We start from the raw sequence: 21,720 nt of genomic DNA on the forward strand, positions 1-21,720 counted from the left end.
AATCCGCCGCCAACAGACCCCGTTCCCAGCCCCTGGACAAGCCGCCGCCCCACAGGTCGTAATTGGCGAGGTTGTATCGAAAACCTGCCCTGCGGCGTGTCGAGCCAGCTCAGCCGCCGCAGGCTTATTTTCGATACGGAGCAACTCCCAGGCTCGAAAACGAGCGATTTGGATACGGGCTAGCGCGCGCCGTCCTAGCCGTGCCGGTCCAGGCTGGCGACGATCTGGTCAGGCGGCTGTTTGTGATTTCCGCCGGGCTAGCCCCCCTACGGGGCCAAAGTTCCCATTCTCAGTGGGAGACATTGGCTCGCAACAGCACATCAAAATTTGGTCGCCCCTGCTGAGGCCGCTAACGTCAAGAAATCAATCGGTCCTGACGCGAGCAGTCCGCCATGAAAGCCGTAGTAGCCGCCACCGATGAGTTGCTTGCATCCATCGCGGCGCGTGCTGAGACGCCCGATACCTTGGAGGACTATCTGCGGAACCATCTTGTCGCGTTCCGCGAAGCTGCCAGCGAAGCGAAGGTAGGGACGGAAATTGAAAACGCTGCTCGGAGCCTGAGCAGGTTCTGCACCGAGCACATGGACTGGAACAGCGATCTATTCCGTCAGTGCGCCGAACTCATACGGCGCGCGAGGTTGGCTAACTGACGGACCAAAGCACCGCCTCGCGACAGCACATCGAAATTTGGTCGCGTGGCTTTTCAAATTGCGGGCGATAAGAATAACGTGCGCCCTGCCCAAGCGAGTAGGTGGGGATCGAACCCACGTCCTCTCGCTTAGCAGGCGAGCGCTCTATCCGCTGAGCTACTACTATGTAGTCCCTTGCGGGACTGCCGTGTTCGCACGACATGACAACATGTAGTGTAGCGTTGCCATGGCCGCAACCTTTGGGCCAAAATGGCGCAAACGGTGAGGCGCAATAGCTGCGGAACTCGGGCGAGCATAGAAAGCTATGAGCAAACAAAAGGGGGATGCCCCTCAGTCGAACGATATTGCGGAGTGGATCTTCTTTGGACGCGTAGTGCCGGAGCGGGTTCCCGTATACCTCGGGCCTCTCGATTTGCACTACGAGGACAAACAAGGACACGTAACCGACACCAGAGTATTTATTCATTCTAGCCAAATAACGGCGCGCGTGACCACAACAGTGGGCGAGAAAAATCAATACACGCAAAGGAACATTATTGAGAGTATCGTCCGATCAATGGTGGATATTGCAGGGTTTAAGCGGGGAATTGCTTTTGACGTTGAAATAGTTTCATGCGTATTGCCGGACAAAAATATCTACACTTTCGGAATTAGCATACCGATCCTATACAACAAAAATCATTTGGCGGATTTGGCATTGACGCCGGAGGCGCTGAACACGCTTCTATCAAATCCCTATGTAGGTTTGGTATTGTCAGACTTTAGAGAGGCAATGAAAAGTCCAGCCCAAACGGGATTTTTCTGCTATCGGGCTGCGGACGCGCTTATGCAGTCTATGAAAAAAGGCGACAAGGAAAATGACGGGGCGGCGTGGGAAAGGATGCGGTCCGCTCTGCGGATTGATAGAGCAGTGCTGGACTTCCTCAAATCTCATGCAGATTGGGCAAGGCATGGGAAGTTAGGCGGAGTGCTTGATGAGGAGCGAGCCGAAATGTTTCTCCTTACCGAAGAGCTCATCGCTCGGTTCATTGAATATTTGTACGATGGTGGCAAGCCGCTAGGACAGGACAAATTTCCGACCCTGCAACGGCAATCCGTGCCGACGGCATAGCGGCGTGAAATCCACCCGTTGCTCTCAAAGACGGTAGCGACCACTCGCAGTGGGATAGATGCTGTACAACGACCGCGAGCGCTTCCCCGGCCCGCCCCAAACTGCTACACAAAGCACCGACGCACGTAGCACACGGAAGCAGCTAAGCGCCTGATTTTATTGAAGGTGACCCCAAGAGCAAGTTGGTGGACATCGGTTAGTCTCCGACCGTGCACAAAGTCAGCTTGGGGCCGAAATTCGAGGTCAACTAGTGGCGCTTTCGTGCGCCCGGCTCCGAAAAATCTTGACTCCTCCCTTCCCACATGTTCTCTTTTTGTTCATGTCCACCTCGCTCGACGACATGGCTGAGATGCAGCGTGTGATGCTGGGCGAGCTCGCCGAGATGTCGATGGCGCTGGCCAGGCGCCTGCACGGGCGGGCGATGGCGGCGGAGACCGACGAGGAGGCGCAGAAGGGCGCGCTGGCGTTCCAGCGGGCGGCCCGGTCAGTGCGCCAGACCCTGGCCCTGCAGGCGAAGATCGAGCGCGACCGCCGGCGCCTGGCGGCCGAGGCCGAGCGGGCGGCCGGCGAGGCGCGCCGCGAGGCGGTGCGGGCCCGCCGGTCCTATGTGGGCGACGTCGGCTCGCGGCTGATCTGGACCGAGGCCGAGCCGGACGAGGTCGGCGCCCTTCTGGTGGAGCTGAAGCGCTGGCTCGACGCGGAGAGCTTCTTCGCCGACGAGTTCGCGCAGGCGCCCGTCGAGCACCTGATCGCCCGCCTGCGCCAAGACCTCGGCCTTGCCGCCAACGACGACCCCGATCCCGAGGGCCCCGATCTCGAGTACGACGCCGCCGAGCCCCCCGAACGACGAAGCTCGGGCTAGCCCCCTTCCCCGCTCTTCCCAGCGAAGGCTGGGATCCAAGCCGCCTTCCCGCTCCCTTCCCCGTCGTCTCGGCCGCACGGCCCTCGCCCACTCCCCGCCGCCCGCGACGCGGCCCGATGGATCCCCGGGACAAGCCCGGGGATGACGAAGGGGTGTGGGCGGACGCTGATGAGCGGGCGAAGATCGGCGCCCAGATGCTCCCCTCTTGGGGGAGCTGTCCCGTAGGGACTGAGGGGGACTTTGATCGGAGCAGCAGACTCACAGTCCCCCTCCACCGCTTCGCGGTCCCCCTCCCCCAGAGGGGGAGGAGAATGAGGCTGCACCGCCTGGAAAACCTCCTACTTCACCGGCACGTCGATCTCGCCGACCTGGCGGAACTTCTCCGCCATCTGCGCCATCCCCGCGTCCGCATCGTTCTGCCCCGAGTCATTCTGAGATCTGGCGGCCTCGCGAATGTCCTGGCTGATCTTCATCGAGCAGAACTTGGGCCCGCACATCGAGCAGAAGTGGGCGGTCTTGTGGGCTTCCTTGGGCAGGGTCTCGTCGTGGTATTCGCGCGCCGTCTCCGGATCGATCCCCAGGTTGAACTGGTCCTCCCAGCGGAACTCGAAGCGGGCGCGCGAGAGCGCGTCGTCCCAGGCGCGGGCGGTCGGGTGGCCCTTGGCGAGGTCGGCGGCGTGGGCGGCGACCTTGTAGGCCATCACCCCCTGCTTCACGTCCTCGCGGTCGGGCAGGCCCAGGTGCTCCTTGGGCGTGACGTAGCAAAGCATCGCGGTGCCGTACCAGCCGATCATCGCCGCGCCGATGGCGCTGGTGATGTGGTCGTAGCCGGGCGCCACGTCCGTGGTGAGCGGGCCCAGCGTGTAGAACGGCGCCTCGCCGCAGTGCTTGAGCTGCTCGTCCATGTTGGCCTTGATCTTGTGCATCGGCACGTGGCCGGGCCCTTCGATCATCACCTGCACGTCGCGCGCCCAGGCGATCTTGGTCAGCTCGCCCAACGTGCGCAGCTCGGCGAACTGGGCCTCGTCGTTGGCGTCGGCGATCGAGCCGGGGCGCAGGCCGTCGCCCAGGCTGAACGACACGTCGTAGGCGGCCATGATCTCGCAGATCTCGTCGAACCGCTCGTAGAGGAAGTTCTCGCGGTGGTGGGCCAGGCACCACTTGGCCATGATCGAGCCACCGCGGCTGACGATGCCCGTCACGCGCTTGGCCGTCAGGGGCACGAACGGCAGGCGCACGCCGGCGTGGATGGTGAAGTAGTCCACCCCCTGCTCGGCCTGCTCGATCAGGGTGTCGCGGAAGACCTCCCAGTTCAGGTCCTCGGCGACGCCGCCCACCTTCTCCAGCGCCTGGTAGATCGGCACCGTGCCGATCGGCGCGGGGCTGTTCCTGATGATCCAGTCGCGGATGTTGTGGATGTTGCGGCCGGTCGACAGGTCCATCACCGTGTCGGCCCCGCAGCGCAGGGCCCAGACCATCTTGTCCACCTCGTCGGCCACCTGCGACAGCACCGCCGAGTTGCCGATGTTGGCGTTGATCTTGACCAGGAAGTTGCGGCCGATGGCCATCGGCTCCAGTTCTGTGTGGTTGATGTTGGCCGGGATGATCGCCCGGCCCCGCGCCACCTCGTCGCGCACGAACTCGGGGGTCACGAAGTCCGGGATCTCGGCGCCGAAGCTCTCGCCGTCGCGGATGAAGGGATCGGAGGCCTGGCGGCGCAGGTTCTCGCGGATCGCCACGTACTCCATCTCCGGCGTCACGATCCCGCGCCGGGCGTAGGCCATCTGCGTCACCGTCTGGCCGGCCTTGGCGCGGTAGACCCGGCGCGGCGCGGTGAACTGGGGCGCCAGGTGCTTGCCCTGGGCGAAGCCGTTGTCCTCCGGCTTCACTTCGCGCGGGTCGGTGACGAGGTCCACGTCGTTCCGCGACACCACCCACGGCTCGCGGGTCTTCGGCAGGCCGGCCTCGATGTCGATCTTCACCGCCGGGTCGGTGTAGGGGCCGGAGGAGTCGTAGAGCGTCAGGGCCGGCTCGCCGGCGCTTTCGTGCACGGCGACCTCGCGGAACGGCACGCGGATGTCGGGCCAGACCACGCCGGCCTGGAAGACCTTCTTCGAGCCCGGCCGCTCGCCGGTCGGAATGGCGTTGTCGATGGGCGTCTGGATGTTCACCGGGCAAGCTCCCTAAAGGCTCGGCCGGGACGGTCCTGCGATGGAAAGCGGGCCCTTGCAGGCCCTGGTCCTTCCCTTCGCCGGCATGACCCGGATCAGGTTCTACGGGTCGCGGGATCGCCCGCCTCTCAGCCGCCCTGGCGCGGCCCCCCGAGGATGGCGGCCAGACTAGGCGCGAACGCCTCTCAAGGAAAGCGCCGCCGCGCCGATTATCCCTTGCTTGACGCGGGCGCCCCGGCGCCGTCCCGTGGCCGCGTCAGGCAAGAACAAGCCTCAAGGGGGACGCTGTGACCATTGAACTGAAGATGCTGGCCTGGACCCTGGTCCTGGCCTTCGCCCAGATCCTGCTGTTCGACGTGGCCCGCACGGGCCAGTACGGGCTGAAGTGGAACACCGGGCCGCGCGACGAATCCATGCCGCCGCTCAGCGCCCGCGCCGAGCGGCTCTCCCGCGCCCAGGCCAACCTGTTCGAGACCCTGCCGCTGTTCGCCGGCTTCGTGCTGATCGCCCACGTGGCCGACATCCACACGGCCAAGACCGCCCTGGGCGCGCAGATCTACTTCTACGCCCGCGTCCTCTACGTGCCGCTCTACGCCTTCGGCGTGCGCAACATCCGCTCGCTGGCCTGGATCGTCAGCATCGTCGGCCTGGTCATGCTCGCCCTGCCGGTGCTGACGGCCTGAGCCCTTCCGGGGCCCCGCCTCAGAGATCCTTAACCGCCCCTCGGGCACTCAGGGTTGCGGACGCGAGGCCCCTGGGAGCGGGAGAGGATCGATGGCCAAGGTGATGGTGACGGGCGGCTCGGGTTTCCTGGGCTCGCTGATGGTGGCCAAGCTCCTGGAAGACGGCCACGACGTCGTCTCCCTGGACCTGCTGCCCGCCGAGGCCAGCCATCCGCGCCTGGAGGCCGTGGTCGGCGACATCCGCGACCGGGCCGGGCTCGACGCCCTGTTCGCCCGCACGCGGCCCGAGGTCGTCTTCCACCTGGCCGCCCAGCTCGCCCACGGCCATCTGAACGAAGACGACGTGTGGACCTCCAACGCCGTCGGCACGGCCGTCCTCGCCGACGCCATGGCCGCCGCGGGCGTGCGCAACGTGGTCTACACCTCGTCCAACTGCCTGTGGGGCCGCGGCTTCGACGCCCCGGTCACCGAGGACGAGCCGCCCGCGCCGGTGGAGCTCTACGGCAAGTCCAAGTGGGAGGGCGAGAAGGCCCTGCTGGACCACCCGGCCCAGCTCCACGCCGCGGCCATCCGCTGCCCGACCATCATCGACGAGGGACGCCTGGGCCTCTTGGCCATCCTCTTCGAGTTCATCGCCGACGGCCGCCGGGTCTGGACCGTCGGCGGCGGGCGCAACCGCTACCAGTTCATCTACGCCGCCGACCTGATCGACGCGATGCTGCGCGCCTGGCGGCGCGACACCCGCGGCGTCTTCGGCATCGGCTCCGACGACGTCCAAAGCCTGCGCGACAACTTCCAGCACGTGATCGACCAGAGCGGCAGCCGCTCGCGCATCGGCGTGTTGCCCAAGGCGCCGACCCTGGCGGCCATGCGCCTGGCCCACGCCCTGCGCATCTCGCCGCTCGGGCCCTACCACTACCGGATGATCGCCCAGAGCTTCATGTTCGACACCAGCCGCATCAAGGCCGAGCTCGACTGGCGCCCGACCCTGACCAACGGCGACATGCTGCTCAAGGCCTACCGCTACTACCACGCCAACCGCGACGAGATCGCCGCGCGCAAGGATGTCTCCGCCCACCGCCAGTCGGCCAAGATGGGCGTGATCCGCGTCCTGAAGTGGGTGTCCTGACTCTGTCGCACCGGGCGTGCTAGGCCTGACTCCGAAAGGAGTCGTCGGCCATGAGCTTGATCCTGGGCCTTCTCGGCGGCATGGGCCCGGCCGCCACCGTCGATTTCCTGGCCAAGCTTCAGGCCCTGACGCCGGCCGAGACCGAGGCCGACCACATCCACGTGCTGGTGGACCTGAACCCCGGCGCGGCCGAGCGGGTCACCGATCCCCTGGCCGGCGGGCTGGTCCTGGCCGAGATGGCCCAGGGGCTGGCGGGCAGCGGCGCCGAGGTGCTGGCCATCGCCTGCAACGCCGCCCACGCCCACGCCCGCGACATCCAGCAGGTCGCCGGCCTGCCGCTGATCGACATGATCGAATGCGCCGCCGCCGAGGCCCAGGCCACCGGCGAACAGCGCATCGGCGTCCTCGGCGCGAAGCCGGCGCTGCGGCTCTATCACGAGCACCTGGCCGCCCGCGGCCTGTCGGCCGTCTTCCTGTCGCCGGAGCGCCAGGCCGAGTTCATGGACGTGCTCGGCGAGGTCAAGGCCGGCGACCTTGGCGAGACGACGCGCGCGCGGATGCTGGCCTTCGCCCAGGACCTGATCGGCCAGGGCGCGCGGGCGCTGATCGCCGGCTGCACCGAACTGCCGTTGGTGATCGGACCGCAGGACCTGGCCGTGCCGCTGATCGACAGCTCCCGGGCGCTGGCCCGCCGCTGCGTGGCGGTGTGCAAGGGCTGGGAGCGGCTCTGAGGCCACGGCCGTGCTAGACTGCAGCCAGTCAACAGGAGCCGCGTCATGAAGCTCATCGCCCTTTCAACCATCCTCGCCGCCGCGCTCGCGGCCGGCCAGCCGGCGAGCGAGCCGGCGGCCCAGGCCGAGACCTCCGCGGCGGTCGACGCCTCGGCCACCGCGTCGGCGGACGGGTGCTTCCGGATGAGCCAGATCCGCTCGCACCGGATCGCCTCGGAGGACACCGTCTACCTGAAGGTGGGCTTCAAGGACGTCTACCGGGTGACCATGGCCGGGGCCTGCGGGGCCGGCGCCATGCGCGACGACACCTTGATCCTGTCCACCGCAGCCAGCACCGACCTGATCTGCCATCCGCTGGACCTGGACCTGAAGATCCGCAGCAGCACGGGCTTCGTCACCCCCTGCATCGTCTCCAGCATCGCGCGCCTCAGCGACGAGCAGGTGGCGGCGATCCCAGCGAAGCTGCGCCCCTAGAGCCTTATCCGTTCAAACGATACCGTTCGAACGGAAGAATAGGGCTCTAATTCAAAGGCTTGAGCGCGATCTGGCCGCAAAGCCGGTGTCCGCCTTCGCGGATCGCGCTCTAGGCGCTAGCGGAAGTCCTTGCAGTCGTAGGCGTAGAAGCGGCTCACCCGCTCGGAGGGGTAGAGCTCGTTACGGCCGGGCAATTCCTCGGACGTCGGGGCCGCCCACGAGCGCGCCGCCAGCCCGGGGGCCGCGCGGACCAGCACCAGTTCGTCCAGGTCGGGCAGGCGCCGGCAGGTCGCGGCCAGGGCCTCGCGGGTCGGCGGGCTCGGCTTCGGCGGCATGCCCTTGAAGGCGCAGAACCTGTCGAAGCCGCCAGCGACCTCACGCGAGCCGAGGCCCTTGAGCGCCTCCAGCCGCGCGTGGAAGGTGGTCGCCGTCTGGCGGTAGAACATCGCGCCGGCGCCTTGCAGGCACGAATAGTAGCTGGGCCGGCGCAGCTTCAGCCACAGGACCTCCGGCCCGCCCTCCCAGTAGATGTTGCGCGCCGGTCCGACGAACCGCGCCAGGTCGGCCGGCGCACCGGGCGCCTCGAGGAAGCGCTGCCAGTCGGTGCGATGGTCGAGCCGCGCGAAGACCGCCACGCAGAGCAGCGCCGCCAGGCCGAACGCCAGCCTGCGCGCGGCGAGACGCGACGCGGCCCAGGCGACGCCGATGACCGCGAGGGTCGCCACGAGGTCCGCCAGACGCCCCGGAAACTGCTCCGACCTGGTTTGCAGGACGACGAAGATCGCCGAGAAGGCCAGCAGCCCGATGGCGACCGCGCGGCACGCCAGCCGCAGGGCCGTGCGCGCGGTCGGCGCCATGGTCTCGCCCCACCTCGCCTCGGCCGCCAGGGCCAGGCATGCGGTCAACGCCACGCCCCATACGGCGAAGGACGGAATCCATAGCGGCACGGCCAGCGCGCCGGCGACGGCGGCGATGAGGAAGAGTTCGCGCGACACCATCCCCTTGGGCAGGCCGAAGGCGAGGACCGCCAGGGCGCCGTTGGCGAAGAGGGTGGCCAGCCAAAGCACCCGCCAGACCTGAAGGTTGACGATGAGGACGTCCCTGGCGAGGTCCGAGCCGACGAAGCTGACTGCGAGGCCCGCGACCGTCAGCATGATCACGGCGCGGATCAGGCGGCGCAGCTTGCCCTCGGCGCGCCATTGCGCGGCCAGGAGCACGGCGAAGGTCGTCACGACCCGCAGATGGTCGAAGAGGCTCCACCGGGAGATGAAGGCGAACCGGCAGCGGTCATAGACGATCTGGAACCACGACGGATCGTAGACGCGGCTCACCCGCGCGAAGGGCTCCACGCCGGCCAGCACCAGCCCGGCGCCGACGACCGCGCCGAGCGCCGCCAACAGCCAGACCCGCCGATCGGCCAGGGCGGAGTAGAAGAAGAGCGCGCCAGCGCCGACCAGGGCCATCAGCGGGTGCAGGAGCCCGGCCGCCGCGATGGCCAGGACGGCGAGGACGAGCCGTCCGCGCAACGCGAAGCCCAGGGCGGCCATCGACAGGGCCTCGGCGTAGAGCCGGGGCGTCAGGAACGGCTCGCCGTAGCGGAACACGTTGAAGCCGCCGTAGTGCGCCTCGATCGCCACCACGCCGATCATCGCCGCCAGGCGAAGGCGGCGGTCGTCCAGGGCGGCGGAGGCGAGCACGAAGAGCCCCGCCATCCAGAGCGCCCCGCCCGCGAGCCAGCCGATGATGTTGGCGAGCGCCGGCCCGAGCGACCGGACGAGCGGCTCGAACGCCGCCGAGAACAGGGTGAAGGAATCCTGCGACCCGAACTTGAAGAAGAGATCCTCGGCCCATCGGCCGGGATCAAGCCCGTGCAGCGCCTGGAGGGTGTAGAGCCGTGCGTCGTGGAAGACGCCCTTGTAGCCGTGCGTGGCCAGCCACAGCGCCGCCATGAGCAGGGCCGACAGCAGGGTCGGCAGGGGCTTCCAGCCGCGTTCGGCGTCCGCCGCCTCCAAGCGCGCCCCGTCCATCAACGCCGCCCCGTCCACGCCCGGGCCCATCGCCCGCGCCCCGATCCTCAGAAAGCGGGCTCAACCTGGAGCGGCGGAGCAAAGGAATGGTGAAGGCGCGTGAACCAAACCGCGCGCCGGATCAGAGCCTGGCGGCGCTGAAGGTGTCGCAAGCGGCCGGATCGCCGGAATCGACGCCCTTGCGGAACCAGCGCATGCGCTGCTCGCTGGTGCCGTGGGTGAAGGCGTCGGGCACGACGCGGCCCTGGGCCTGGCGCTGCAGGGTGTCGTCGCCCACCGCCGAGGCGGCGCGCAGGCCGTCCTCGATGTCCTTCGGATCCAGCGCCACCTCGCCGTGGGAGACCTCGGCGGCGTGGGCGGCCCAGACGCCGGCGTAGCAGTCGGCCTGCAGCTCCAGCCGCACCGAGCCGGACTCGGCGCCCTTGGCGCCCAGCCGCTGGGCCCGTTCCGTCTGGCCGGTCAGGTTCTGGACGTGGTGGCCGATCTCGTGGGCGATGACATAGGCGCGCGCAGCGTCGCCCTTGGCGCCGAAGCGGCCCTCCAGCTCCTGCCAGAACGACAGGTCCAGATAGACCTTCTGGTCGGCCGGACAATAAAACGGCCCCATGGCCGCCTGGCCCGCCCCGCAGCCGGTGGGCGTGGCCTCGTCGTAGAGCACCACCCCGGCCGGCGGGCGATAGGTGCGGCCCTGCTGGCGGAAGATCGCGCTCCAGACATCGTCGGTGGAGGTCTCGATCACGTCGACGAACTGGCCGGCCTCGTCCTGGGGCGTGCCCTCGACGCCGGCCTGCTGCGTCTGCTGCGCCTCGCCGCCGGCCTGGCTGACCGCCTGCAAGGTGGTGGACGGATCGATGCCGAAGACGAAGTAGCCGATCAGGGCCAGGATCACGCCGCCCGCGCCGATGCCCCCCACCGCCGGGTGGATGCCGCGCCGATCCTCGATGTTGCCGGACCGCCGTCCGCCCTGCCAACGCATGCGCGCCTCCATCAGCCGATCGTGCTGTTAAAGCCGAGGCGCGGGCGTCGCGGCAAGCCTTAGCGGCGGTTCTGCGCGGCCTCGCGCACCCGCGCGTTGGAGGCGGCCAGCCGCTCGTCGGGGATCGAAGCCATGTCGCCAAGGCTCACGCTGGCCGCACCGGCCAGGGCCGGCGGCGGTATCGCCGTCGCCGCCTGCGCCGACTGATCCTGCAGGGCGCGCACGGCGGTTTCGGCGCGCAACGCCGCGTCCTGGGCGTTGAGCCGGTTCTCCAGGGACACCTCGCGCCGGTTGGCGGCGGCCTGGGCCTCGGCGTTCTGGATCGCCAGGTCGCCCTGGCTGACGAGGTCCGGGGGCGTCTGCGCCAGCGCCGGTCCGGCGAGGGCTGCGGCGAAGACGGCGAGGATCATGCGCATGGTCTGCATCCTACAGCGCCGAACGCGCGGACGCAGCGCCCGTTGCAGCGGCCGGCGGGATCAGCGGCCCCGCGCGGCGGCGCGCAGGCGCGCTTCGCGATAGACGATGTAGAGGCCGCTGGCGGCGACCACGGCGGCCCCGGCGAGCATGGCCGGGCGCGGAACCTCGCCCCAGGCGAAGAAGGCGATCAGGCCGGCCCAGAGAAGCTGGGTGTAGTCGAACGGCGCGACCACGGCCACCGGCGCCAGCCGCAGGGCCTGGGTGAGCAGGAGCTGGCCGAACGCGCCCGCCAGGCCCGCCCCGACCAGGGCCGCCAGGGTGAGGGGATCGGGCTTGACCCAGCCGAACGGCGCGCTGGCCAGGCCGACGACCATGCCGGTCACGGTGAAATAGAAGACGATCCGCGGCCCCGGCTCGGTGCGGCTGATCTGGCGGATCGCGATCATGGCGCCGGCCGAGCCGACGGCGCCGATCAGCGCGAAGGCCGTGCCGATGTTGGCCATGTGGGTCGGCTCCGGCCGCACCATGATCATCACGCCGATGAAGCCGATGGCGACGGCCGCCCAACGGTGGCGGCCCACATGCTCGCGCAGGATCAGCGCCGACAGCGCGGTCATGAACAGGGGCGCGGAGAACTGCAGCGCCGTGGCCTCGGTGAGCGGCAGGTGCGCGACGGCCATGTAGCCGCCGACCACGCCCAGCAGGCCGATGGCGGCCCGCACCAGGTGGCCGACCGGCCGGGTGGTGCGCATGACCGACATCCCGCCGGCGCGGACGATGTAGACGGCCAGCGGAAGGAAGCCGAAGACGCTGCGGAAGAACAGGGTCTCGAACACCGGCACGCCGCGCAGCGAGACCCATTTCACCAGGGCGAACATGGTCGCCATGCAGACCATGGCGGCGACCCGCGAAAGGATTCCGGCACCGACGTGCTGGGTCGGCGCGCCGGCGGCGTCGGCGGTGAGTTGGTCTGTCAAAAACGGGCTCCGGAACAGCGCGGCTCGTTAGGCGCTGTTCCGCGCCAGGATGCAAGCCGCCGCGACGGGCCAACCGTCGCAGCGGCCCGTCGACCCTACATCTTCGGCTTGGCCGCCTGGACCTCGATCTCGACCATCTGGCCGGGGCCGACGAGCGAGGCCACCTGCACGGTCACGCGGGCGGGCTTGTTGGGCTGTTCCGGCGTGCCGAAGAACATCTTGTAGCCCTCCATCATGCCGGCGAAGTCCATCTTGCCGTCCTTGGCCGGGTCGCCGACCAGATAGACGCGCATCATGACCACGTCGCCCATGCCCAGGCCCTGCTCCTTCAGCACGCTCTCGATGCGCTTCATCACGCCGATGGTCTGGGTCTTGGTGTCGCCGTACTCGCGCGGCGCGCCGGCCGGCGCGTCGGGATTGAGCGGCGGCGGGGTCAGGCCGCTCACATAGAGCATGTCGTGATCGGCGCTGACGCTGACCGCCGTGGCGATCGGCGAGGCGGAGGCGCCGATGTGGGCGACCTCGGCGGCGGCCGGGGCGGCCGCCGCCAGGGCCAGCGGCAGGGCCGCGAACATCAGCGGGGCGGCGAGGATTTTGCGCATGGGTGTCTCCCTTTCCTAAGTCGCGCTGAAGCTGTAGCGGCTCGCACCGTTCATCAAGCGCGGAGCGGCGAAAACCCGCGCACGGCCGAGGGTTCGACCCGGGGCGCAGACCTACGCGCGCCCGCCATCGCCCGCCGTCGAACACCCCGCAAGAGAGCGGCCCTCGGGCCGGTTCGCGGCCCCCGACTCCCCCGCCGGTTGATCAATGTCGCGGCGCCGGACGCTCAAATATTCCGCATATACTGGGTATAGACCCAAGTCTTTCCACGTCACCTCCGAAATAGACGTTACGGAAGACTCGCGCGCCACGCCGGCCGCCCAAAAATTGCGCTGGCTTCGCCCACAAAATCCGCTCCCATTTTAGCATTCGGCGACACTTCACTTCCGCGTTGACACAAATTTGGAGCTGTGAGGACCCTCAAGAAATCGGAGTTCGACGAATTCTGGAATCGACGACTCCGGTGCAGTTCTCAATCAAGAATAGTTCGCATATTGGGAGGAGCGCGCGGGTCGGGTTCTTATAACTCGGCCGAGAGTGAGCCCGTATGTCCGTGGGTCTGCGCATTTTCACGCATGGCGTGAGTAATCATGCTCACGTCACGGAAACATGTGGCCGCGAGCTCTTTCCCTCGACTGAAGAACTTCTCGCGACCGAGGCGTTTATCCCGGCCGCCAAACATCCCAGCGGCGGGCGGGAACGGCCGCACGCAAGCATCGGCGGCTGATCCAGCCGCGTCCAATGAGGGGGCACTCATGTCCAAAAAAACAAGAATGCAACTAATCGCCGGCGTCTCTCTGGCGGCTCTGACCACGATGGCCGCGCAAGCGGCGCAAGCGGCCGAAGCGGCGGCGGGCGCCGACAGCGAAGCGGTCGAAGAAGTCATCGTCACCGGCACGCGCCAGACGGGCCTGAAGGCCGCCGACAGCCCGGCGCCGATCCAGGTCGTCGACGCCACCTCGCTGCAGGCGTCCGGCCAGACCGACCTGCGCCAGGGCCTGAGCAACATCGTTCCGTCGTTCACCGCCCAGGCGTTCGGCGGCGACATGGCGAACATGACGCTGTCCGCCAAGCTGCGCGGCCTTAGCCCGAACCACGCGCTGGTGCTGATCAACGGCAAGCGCCGGCACGGCACGGCCAACCTCGCCGTGCTCGGCGGCCCCTACCAGGGCGGCGCCTCGGCCGACCTGAACTTCATCCCGCTGGAATCGGTGGACCACATCGAAGTGCTGCTGGAGGGCGCGGCCGCCCAGTACGGCACGGACGCCATCGCCGGCGTCGTCAACATCATCCAGAAGAAGGGCGACTCCGGCGGCGAGATCGTCGCCTCGGGCGGGCGCTACATCGACGGGGGCGGCCTGACGGGCGACCTGAGCGCCAATCTGGGCGTGGCGCCGTTCGAGAACGCCTTCCTGAACCTGACGGTCGAGACGAAGTATCACGACTACAGCTTCCGCGGGGACGTCGACCCGCGCCTGCTGGACACGCCGTACAACACGACCTCTTCGTCGCGGCTTTCCGCCTATCCCGCCGTCGCCTCGGCGCCCGGCTATCCCTACCTGAACCGCATCCCCGGCGACGCCGAGTACCGCCTGACCACCGGCTCGTACAACTTCGGCTACGACGTCACCCCGGACCTGGAAATCTACAGCTTCGGCACCTACGGCCATAAGTTCGGCCAAGCCTACGAAAACTACCGCACCGCCAACCTGATCGTCGGCAAGAACGGCGTCTGGGCCCGCCCGCTCGGCTTCAGCCCGCGCGAAGCGATCCGCGAGGACGACTACGCGGTCACCGGCGGCGTCGACGGCAAGGCCGGCGAATGGCGCTTCGACCTGAGCACGACCTACGGCTCCGACAGCGACTCCATCTACACCTTGGACAGCGTCAACCGCTCGCTCTACGTCGACACCTCGACGACGACCTCGGACGGCTATTCCCCCTCCGACTTCCACGACGGCGACTTCATCAACACCCAGTGGACCACCACGCTGGACCTGAGCCGCGAGTTCGACGTCGGCCTGGCCGGCCCGCTGACGTTCGCGGCGGGCGTCGAGTACCGGAAGGAGACCTACGAGATCAAAGCCGGCGACGCGGCCTCCCGCTACAAGGAAGGCGGCCAGTCGTTCCCCGGCTTCTCGCTCACCGACGCCGGCAAGCACGACCGCAACAACAAGGCCGTGTACCTGGACCTGGCGGTGAAGCCCGTCGACGCCCTGCAGCTGGACGGCGCGGTCCGCTACGAATCGTTCAGCGACTTCGGCGACACCACCGTGGCCAAGCTGACCGGCCGCTACGACTTCTCGCCCGCGTTCGCCGTGCGCGCCACGGCCAGCACCGGCTTCCGCGCCCCGACCCTGGCCGAGGAGTACTACTCGGCGACGAACGTGTCGCCGACGTCGGCGTTCGTGCAGCTTCCGCCGAATTCGGCGGGCGCCAAGCTGGTCGGCGTCGACGGCCTGAAGCCGGAGAAGTCGACGAACTACAGCGTCGGCTTCGTCGCCCACCCGATCTCGCGGCTGACGACGACCCTCGACGTCTACCAGATCGAGATCAGCGACCGGATCGTGGGCTCCGGCGCGCTGTACGGCTCCGGCGGCGGGCTCAACTCCCCGGCCGTGGTCGACGCGATCCTCGCCAACGGCAACGTGCTGGACTCGACGGTCTCCATCACCGGCATCAACATCTTCACCAACGGCCTGGACACGCGCACCAAGGGCGCGGATTTCGTGGCGACCTATTCGTCCGATTTCGGCGACTTCGGCCACGTGGACTGGACGGTGACGGCGAACTACACCTCCACCAAGGTGACCCACATCGCCCCGCCGCCGTCGCAGCTCGCCGCCGGCGTCTCGCTGTTCGACAAGACCGCGATCTCGATCCTGGAGGACGCCACGCCGAAGTACCGCGTGACGGCCGGCGCGGTCTGGAGCCTGGGCCGGTTCACCGTGAACCTGAAGGAGTCGCTCTATGGCGAATCCTCGGAGTGGAACAGCCGCAACGGCTCGACCTACTACCAGACCAAGATCAAGCCGACCGCGATCACCGACCTGGACGTCAGCGTCAAGCTGCTGGACTCGGTGAAGGTGGCCATCGGCGCGACGAACCTGTTCAACAAGTACCCGAACAAGATCAACGCCGATCTGCGCAACGACTACTTCACGCACAACAGCAACTCGTACGTGACGCAATACCCGACGTTCTCGCCGTTCGGCATCAACGGCGGATACTACTACGGCCGTCTGACCTGGACCTTCTGATCCAGCAGGACGCCACGAAGGAAGGAGCCGGGCGACCCCCGGCTCCTTTTTCGTATCGGCGCGGGCTTCAGAGCGCCTTGCGCATGCGGATCAGCGGCACGGCCACGCCGCTGGAGGTGTCCGCCGAGAACCGCTCGACCTCGACGTAGCCGCAGGCCCGGTAGAGCGGCTCGCCGGCCAGGGTGGCGGCCAGCTCGCAGGACACGAAGCCCTCGCCCGCCGCCTCGCCCTCGCAGATGTCCAGGATCATCCGGCCGACGCCGCGGCGGGTCCAGGCCGGATGGGTGTACATGGCGCGCACCCGCGCCGGCTCGCTGGCCGGATCGAGCAGGGCCGCGTCGCGCCCGGCGGTGTGGTCGCCGCCGAACAGGGTGGCCCGCCGGCTCCAGCCGCCGCAGCCCACGACCACTCCGTCCGCCTCGACCACGTGATAGGTGCCGTCGGCGACGAGCTGGGTGTCCAGCCCCATGATGTCGAACGACGCCTCGACCCCCTCGGCCGGCAGGTAGGGCTTGAGCAGTTGGCTGATCGCCGCGTCCATCAAGGGCCGGATCGCCGGGATGTCGGCCTCCGTCGCCGGCCGGTGGGTGAAGACGATCTGCTCGTCGGCGCGCGTCATGCTATTCTCCTGGCCCGGACGGGGCTGCCCCACAGGGCCGCGTGAGGCGCCTCGCACGCGCCCGCCGCATCATTCTGTGCGGTTTACGACGCATATCCACTGGTGCGCGCGCCTTTCGGCCTGTAATCAGCAACTCAGTCTAATCTCACGCCAGCTGCGGCTGGTTCACTTGGAATGAAGGCATGGCTGTCGGCACCGTAAAATTCTTCAATAGCGCCAAGGGCTTTGGCTTCATATCGCCAGAGGAAGGCGGGGCGGACGTCTTCGTCCACATCTCGGCCGTCGAGCGCTCGGGGCTGCCCGGACTCAATGACGGCGATCAGGTTTCCTATGAACTGGAGCAGGATCGCCGCTCCGGAAAGATGGCCGCCATCGACCTTCGCGTGCTCGCCGCCGGCCCGGCCCGCAGCGGCGGCGGCGGCGGTGGCGGCGGTCGCCCGCCGCGCAGCAGCTTCGATCGTCCGCCGCGCAGCTTCGACCGCGACAGCGGCCCCGGCGGCCCGAGCCTGGGCGCCGGCGAAGGCGTGGTGAAGTGGTTCAACCCGGTCAAGGGCTTCGGCTTCATCCAGCCCTCGGGCGGCGGCGGCGACGTGTTCGTGCACATCTCGGCCGTTGAACGCGCGGGCCTGTCGAGCCTGAACGAAGGCCAGCGCGTGAGCTTCGAGCTCACCCAGGACCGCCGCACGGGCAAGACCTCGGCGACCAACCTGCAGATCTCCGACTAAGTCGACCTCGACTCGAATCGGTTGCGACGCGCCCGGCGGCCCCTAGGCCGCCGGGCGTTTGCATGTGCGCGCCAGGCCTCAGAGCCGGATGATCTTGCCGGGATTGAGGATGTTGTCCGGATCCAGGGCGCGCTTGAGGGTGCGCATCAGCTCGACCGCCTCGCCCAGCTCGGCCTCCAGGCAGTCGATCTTGCCCAGGCCGATCCCGTGCTCGCCGGTGCAGGTGCCGTCCATGGCGAGCGCCCGGTCCACGAGGCGGCGGTTCAGCCGCTCGGCCTCGGCCGCCTCGGCGGGGTTGTCGGGATCGAGCACGAACAGCACGTGGAAATTGCCGTCGCCGACGTGGCCGACGATCGGCGCCGGGATCGAGGCGGTCGCAAGGTCGGCCTTGGTGGCCTCGATGCACTCGGCCAGGCGGCTGATCGGCACGCACACGTCAGTGGGCCAGCCCACGGCCCCCGGGCGCAGGCCGACGGCGGCGTAGTAGGCCTCGTGCCGGGCCTTCCACAGCCGCGTGCGGTCCTCCGCGCGCGTGGCCCATTCGAACGCGCCGCCGCCGTTGGCCTCGGCGATGGCGGCGACCGTGCCCACCTGCTCCTCCACGTGACGTTCGGAGCCGTGAAACTCGAAGAAGAGCGTCGTGGTCTCGACCAGGCTCAGATCGGACCAACGGTTGACGGCGCGCACCTGCACGTCGTCGAGGAACTCGACCCGGGCCACCGGCACGCCGCTCTGGATGGTCTCGACCACCGTGTCGACCGCGCCCTTCAGGGTGGAGAAGCCGCAGACGGCGGACGAGATGGTCTCCGGGATCGGATGGAGCCTCAGGGTCACCTCGGTGATGATCCCGAGCGTGCCCTCCGAGCCGACGAACAGGCGGGTCAGGTCGTAGCCCGCCGCCGACTTGCGTGCGCGCCGGCTGGTGCGGATGTCGCGCCCGTCGGCGGTGACGACGCGCAGGGAGAGCACCGCCTCGCGCATCGTGCCGTAGCGCACGGCGTTGGTGCCCGAGGCGCGGGTGGCGGCCATGCCGCCGAGGGTGGCGTCCGCGCCCGGGTCGATCGGGAAGAACAGGCCCTTGTCGCGCAGGTGCTCGTTGAGCTGCTGGCGGCGCACGCCGGCCTGGACGGTGCAGTCAAAGTCCTCGGCGTTGACCGCCAGCACCCGGTCCATCCGCGACAGGTCCAGGCACACGCCCCCGGCCACCGGCGTGAAGTGGCCCTCCAAGGCGGTGCCGGCGCCGAAGGCGATCACCGGCGTGCGATGGCGCGCGCACAGCCTGACGACGGCCACGACCTCCTCGGTGCTCTCGGCGAAGACCACCGCGTCGGGCAGGCGCGGCAGATGGTGCGCCTCGCTGGAGCCGTGCTGCAGGCGGGCGGTCTCGCCGGTGGCGAAGCGGCCGGCGAAGCGCGCGGCCAATTCGGCGGCGAGCGGCTCGGGAAGTCCCGGCCCGGCGGAGACGTTCAGCTCGGCGTCCATCACGCGCTCCTCCCGCGAGCGGGGCGCGCTCCGGCGGCGGCCCCTCGCCCGCACGAGAGCGCCGAGGCGCGCCGCGGGTCAAGACGCCGACGACGGCGGGGGAAGCGGCTCAGCGCTCCAGGACGTAGGTTCCGGGCGCGTCGCCCAGGTCCGCCGCGCCCGGTTCGCCCAGAGGCGGGGGCGCGACCGGCGGGCCGCTGTGGGCCGCAAGCCAGTCGAACCACGGCGCCCACCAGGAGCCCTCCTTCACCTCGCTCTGCTCGAACAGGGTGTCCGGATCCAGGTAGAGGGCCTTGGAGGTCTGGTGATGCAGGCGGTAGCGGCGGCGGGGGCTGTCCAGGGGCGAGACCACGCCGGTGTTGTGACCATGGTTGGTGAGGGCGAAGGTGATGTCGGCGTCCGTCAGCAGCAGCAGCTTGTAGACCGAGCGCCAGGGGGCGATGTGGTCGGTCTCGGTGCCGAGCACGAACATGTCGGCCTCGATGTCGCGCAGGGCGATGGGCCGGCCGCCCACCTTGAAGCGCCCCTCGGCCACGTCGTCGTTCATGTAGAGGCTGCGCAGGTTCTGCGATTCCATGCGGAACGGCAGGCGCGTGGCGTCCTGCGACCAGGCGTCCAGCGAGGTGGGCTCGCGCGTCTCGCCCATCAGGTAGCCGTGGATGATGCGCGACCAGATCAGGTCGTTGGACCGCAGGAGCTGGAAGGCGCCGGCCATCTGCTCGGGCTTCAGATAGCCGCGGTCCCACATCAGGTCTTCCAGGAGGGCGACCTCGGACTCGTTGATGAAGACGCTGAGCTCGCCCGCCTCGGTGAAGTCGGCCTGCGCCGCCAGCAGGGTCAGGCTGGCCAGGCGGTCGTCGCCGTCGCGGGCCATCGTCGCGGCGGTCATGGCCATCAGGGTGCCGCCCACGCAGTAGCCGACGCCGTGCACCTTGGGCGAGCCGGTGATGCGGCAGGCGGTGTCGATGGCGGTGAGCGCGCCCTCGCGCATGTAGTCGTCGAACCCGCAGTCGCGCTCGGCGGCGGTCGGGTTCTTCCAGGAGACGATGAAGACGGTGAAGCCCTGCTCCACCAGCGCCCGGACCATCGACTCCGCCGGGGTCAGGTCGAGGATGTAGTACTTCATGATCCAGGCCGGCACGATCACCACGGGCTCGGGCCGCACCTTGTCGGTGGCGGGGCTGTACTGGATGATCTCGGCCAGGCGCGTGCGCGCGACCACCTTGCCGGGCGTGGTCGCCACCTCCTGGCCGACGCGGAAGTGGTCCTGGCCGCGGCCGTCGAAGCTGTTGAGCGCGTCGAGGGTGGCGTTGACCCCGCCGCGCATCAGGTTCAGCCCGCCGGTCGAGGCGGTGCGCGCCAGCACCTCGGGGTTGGTGAGCAGGAAGTTGGAGGGCGAGAAGACGTCGAGCATCTGCCGCGAGACGAAGGCCGCCACGCGCTTGTGCTGGTCGGTGACGCCCTCGACCTCGGTCGTCGCGGCCTTCCACCAGTTCTCGGCCGCCTGGAAGCCGGTGGCGTAGTAGTTGAACGGCCACATGCGCCACGGCTCGCCGCGGAAGCGCGGGTCCTGGGCCGTTTCACGCCGGTCGGGATGCAGCGCGGCCTCCACGCCCATGGTCACGGCTTCCTGGGCGAGCGACAGGCGCTTGAACGGCGAGGTCGCCAGATGCTGCGCCCAGTCCTGCCAGGCCTGGACAAGTCCGATGACGGAAAGCCCGGACGTCGCCCGCGCCGCGAGGGCGCGAAGCTGGCGGTCCAGAACGTCGGCGGGGTCGCAGGGCTGCTCTCCCTCGCCGGACTCGCAACGGTCGACGCTCTGTGTACTCACGAATGACCTACGCTTGGAGAGGGGGCGCCGCATCCTTGGCGGCCGTCTGCATGAGCCTGAGACCGGAAGCGAGGCAGGCGCTGTAGTTGTCCATGAACCACGTCTGCTCGACGCGCAACACGTCCAACGGCGACTCGCAATCCTTCAGGTCGTTGAGCGCCTGGGCGCCCGTGCGCGTCATCTCGTCGAGCAGGCGCTGGCTTTCCTGAGTGCTGGAGCGCACCCAGGCCTGCCAGGCGTCACGCCCGCGATTGGCCGCGTCGGTCAGATTGGCCGCCAGGGCGTCCATGGTCTCGATCGAGGTGTCGAAAGGCGCCTTCGGCGCCGCGCCTGACTTCGGAGTCGGCATTGCAGGCCCTCCTCGGCTGTCTGCGATCGCCCGCACACCACGGACGAGGCCCGCATGATGAACCCTCGCCGGCGGCCCGCCTTGACGTGCGTCAACGCGGCCGTGTCAGCGCGAGGGGCCGGCGGCGTTATTTTCGAGCAGGCTGATCAGCCCGGCCAGGAGCTGGGAGGGCGAGGGCGGACAGCCGCGCAGGTGCAGGTCCACCGGCAGGACGGAGTCGACCGCCCCCTCGCAGGCGTAGCCGCCGGCGAAGAGGCCGCCGGTGCAGGCGCAGTCGCCGGCCGCGACGACCCACTTGGGATCGGGCGTGGCCCGCCAGGTGCGCTCCAGGGCCAGGCGCATGTTTTTCGTCACCGGGCCGGTGACCAGCAGCACGTCGGCGTGGCGCGGCGAGGCGACGAACCTCAGGCCGAAGCGCTCCAGGTCGTAGAAGGCGTTGCCCAGCGCGTTGATCTCCAGCTCGCAGCCGTTGCAGGAGCCGGCGTCGACCTCGCGGATCGAGAGGCTGCGGCCGAGGCGCCGGCGGGCCGCGCGGTCCAGACGCCCGGCGAGCTCGGCCAGTTCGGCGGCGGCCATCGGATCGGCCGCCGGCGCCGGCTCGGTGAGCGCGGACTTCAGCAGGCCTTGCAGGATCAGGTTGCGCATG

Annotated in this window: 20 protein-coding genes, 1 tRNA gene, 1 pseudogene and 1 riboswitch; of the genes and pseudogenes, 10 read left to right on the forward strand and 12 right to left on the reverse strand. The window is 68.7% G+C overall.

The features are described 5' to 3' along the window. Positions 1-392: 392 nt before the first annotated feature. A complete protein-coding gene (locus ACE3TA_RS08835; RefSeq protein WP_374572680.1) occupies positions 393-650 on the forward strand; it encodes a hypothetical protein in 258 nt (85 codons plus the stop codon). 96 nt (positions 651-746) lie between these two features. Here ACE3TA_RS08835 and ACE3TA_RS08840 read toward each other — a convergent pair. Beyond that, positions 747-816, reverse strand: a tRNA-Ser gene (locus tag ACE3TA_RS08840). 138 nt (positions 817-954) lie between these two features. Between ACE3TA_RS08840 and ACE3TA_RS08845 the strand changes: the two genes are divergently transcribed. Together ACE3TA_RS08845 and ACE3TA_RS08850 are read left to right on the forward strand one after the other, a co-directional pair. Then, a complete protein-coding gene (locus tag ACE3TA_RS08845; protein ID WP_374572681.1) occupies positions 955-1,761 on the forward strand; it encodes a hypothetical protein in 807 nt (268 codons plus the stop codon). Between the two features lie 319 nt (positions 1,762-2,080). After that, positions 2,081-2,623, forward strand: a complete 543-nt coding sequence (locus tag ACE3TA_RS08850) for a hypothetical protein (RefSeq protein ID WP_374572683.1) — start codon at positions 2,081-2,083, stop codon at positions 2,621-2,623. Positions 2,624-2,961: 338 nt separating this feature from the next. On the opposite strand, the gene thiC is transcribed toward ACE3TA_RS08850, so the two are convergent. Beyond that, complete coding sequence (gene thiC / locus ACE3TA_RS08855; RefSeq protein WP_374572685.1) at positions 2,962-4,794, reverse strand: phosphomethylpyrimidine synthase ThiC; 1,833 nt, start codon at positions 4,792-4,794, stop codon at positions 2,962-2,964. A 55-nt stretch (positions 4,795-4,849) separates the two neighbouring features. Then, positions 4,850-4,957: riboswitch (TPP riboswitch) on the reverse strand. Positions 4,958-5,081: 124 nt separating this feature from the next. Here thiC and ACE3TA_RS08860 point away from each other — a divergent pair. The 4 genes from ACE3TA_RS08860 (at position 5,082) to ACE3TA_RS08875 (ending at position 7,811) form a co-directional block, all read left to right on the forward strand. Beyond that, positions 5,082-5,477: an MAPEG family protein gene (locus ACE3TA_RS08860; RefSeq protein ID WP_374572687.1), complete on the forward strand. Its 396-nt coding sequence runs from the start codon at positions 5,082-5,084 to the stop codon at positions 5,475-5,477. 91 nt (positions 5,478-5,568) lie between these two features. Then, positions 5,569-6,606, forward strand: a complete 1,038-nt coding sequence (locus ACE3TA_RS08865; RefSeq protein ID WP_374572689.1) for an NAD-dependent epimerase/dehydratase family protein — start codon at positions 5,569-5,571, stop codon at positions 6,604-6,606. A 50-nt stretch (positions 6,607-6,656) separates the two neighbouring features. Then, complete coding sequence (locus ACE3TA_RS08870) at positions 6,657-7,337, forward strand: aspartate/glutamate racemase family protein (RefSeq protein ID WP_374572691.1); 681 nt, start codon at positions 6,657-6,659, stop codon at positions 7,335-7,337. A 45-nt stretch (positions 7,338-7,382) separates the two neighbouring features. Further along, positions 7,383-7,811 carry a DUF6491 family protein gene (locus tag ACE3TA_RS08875; protein WP_374572693.1) on the forward strand — a complete coding sequence of 143 codons (429 nt, stop codon included), beginning with the start codon at positions 7,383-7,385 and terminating at the stop codon, positions 7,809-7,811. A gap of 116 nt (positions 7,812-7,927) precedes the next feature. Here the strand turns inward: ACE3TA_RS08875 and ACE3TA_RS08880 are convergent, their stop codons facing one another. The 5 genes from ACE3TA_RS08880 to ACE3TA_RS08900 all read right to left on the reverse strand — a co-directional run bounded on the left by ACE3TA_RS08880 (position 7,928) and on the right by ACE3TA_RS08900 (position 12,810). Further along, positions 7,928-9,868 carry a hypothetical protein gene (locus tag ACE3TA_RS08880; protein ID WP_374572695.1) on the reverse strand — a complete coding sequence of 647 codons (1,941 nt, stop codon included), beginning with the start codon at positions 9,866-9,868 and terminating at the stop codon, positions 7,928-7,930. Between the two features lie 91 nt (positions 9,869-9,959). Continuing rightward, positions 9,960-10,814: a neutral zinc metallopeptidase gene (locus ACE3TA_RS08885; protein ID WP_374572696.1), complete on the reverse strand. Its 855-nt coding sequence runs from the start codon at positions 10,812-10,814 to the stop codon at positions 9,960-9,962. A gap of 59 nt (positions 10,815-10,873) precedes the next feature. Then, a complete protein-coding gene (locus ACE3TA_RS08890; protein ID WP_374572698.1) occupies positions 10,874-11,230 on the reverse strand; it encodes a hypothetical protein in 357 nt (118 codons plus the stop codon). 60 nt (positions 11,231-11,290) lie between these two features. Next, on the reverse strand, positions 11,291-12,208 hold the full coding sequence (locus tag ACE3TA_RS08895) for a DMT family transporter (protein ID WP_374572700.1): 918 nt from the start codon (positions 12,206-12,208) through the stop codon (positions 11,291-11,293). 95 nt (positions 12,209-12,303) lie between these two features. Next, complete coding sequence (locus ACE3TA_RS08900) at positions 12,304-12,810, reverse strand: RidA family protein (RefSeq protein ID WP_374572702.1); 507 nt, start codon at positions 12,808-12,810, stop codon at positions 12,304-12,306. Between the two features lie 771 nt (positions 12,811-13,581). Between ACE3TA_RS08900 and ACE3TA_RS08905 the strand changes: the two genes are divergently transcribed. Next, the gene (locus tag ACE3TA_RS08905; RefSeq protein ID WP_374572704.1) at positions 13,582-16,068 is read left to right on the forward strand and encodes a TonB-dependent receptor plug domain-containing protein; all 2,487 of its coding nucleotides are present in this window, start codon (positions 13,582-13,584) and stop codon (positions 16,066-16,068) included. Positions 16,069-16,135: 67 nt separating this feature from the next. Here ACE3TA_RS08905 and ACE3TA_RS08910 read toward each other — a convergent pair whose 3' ends face one another. After that, positions 16,136-16,687 carry a GNAT family N-acetyltransferase gene (locus ACE3TA_RS08910; RefSeq protein WP_374572706.1) on the reverse strand — a complete coding sequence of 184 codons (552 nt, stop codon included), beginning with the start codon at positions 16,685-16,687 and terminating at the stop codon, positions 16,136-16,138. A gap of 182 nt (positions 16,688-16,869) precedes the next feature. Here ACE3TA_RS08910 and ACE3TA_RS08915 point away from each other — a divergent pair. Next, a pseudogene (locus tag ACE3TA_RS08915) lies at positions 16,870-17,076 on the forward strand (cold-shock protein); the annotation flags it as partial. Between the two features lie 117 nt (positions 17,077-17,193). Next, entirely contained in the window at positions 17,194-17,412 is a 219-nt protein-coding gene (locus ACE3TA_RS08920; RefSeq protein ID WP_374573665.1) for a cold-shock protein, read from the forward strand. A 78-nt stretch (positions 17,413-17,490) separates the two neighbouring features. Here the strand turns inward: ACE3TA_RS08920 and ACE3TA_RS08925 are convergent, their stop codons facing one another. From ACE3TA_RS08925 to ACE3TA_RS08940, 4 genes are all read right to left on the reverse strand, one after another. After that, positions 17,491-18,894, reverse strand: coding sequence for an FAD-binding oxidoreductase (locus ACE3TA_RS08925; protein WP_374572708.1), 1,404 nt, complete (start codon positions 18,892-18,894; stop codon positions 17,491-17,493). A gap of 109 nt (positions 18,895-19,003) precedes the next feature. Further along, positions 19,004-20,725, reverse strand: a complete 1,722-nt coding sequence (locus ACE3TA_RS08930) for a PHA/PHB synthase family protein (RefSeq protein WP_374572710.1) — start codon at positions 20,723-20,725, stop codon at positions 19,004-19,006. Positions 20,726-20,732: 7 nt separating this feature from the next. After that, entirely contained in the window at positions 20,733-21,074 is a 342-nt protein-coding gene (locus ACE3TA_RS08935; RefSeq protein ID WP_374572712.1) for a hypothetical protein, read from the reverse strand. 105 nt (positions 21,075-21,179) lie between these two features. Next, on the reverse strand, positions 21,180-21,719 hold the full coding sequence (locus tag ACE3TA_RS08940) for an NADH-quinone oxidoreductase subunit B family protein (RefSeq protein WP_374572714.1): 540 nt from the start codon (positions 21,717-21,719) through the stop codon (positions 21,180-21,182). Position 21,720: the final 1 nt, after the last annotated feature.

The organism is Phenylobacterium sp., assembly GCF_041916435.1.
Lineage (GTDB): Bacteria > Pseudomonadota > Alphaproteobacteria > Caulobacterales > Caulobacteraceae > Phenylobacterium.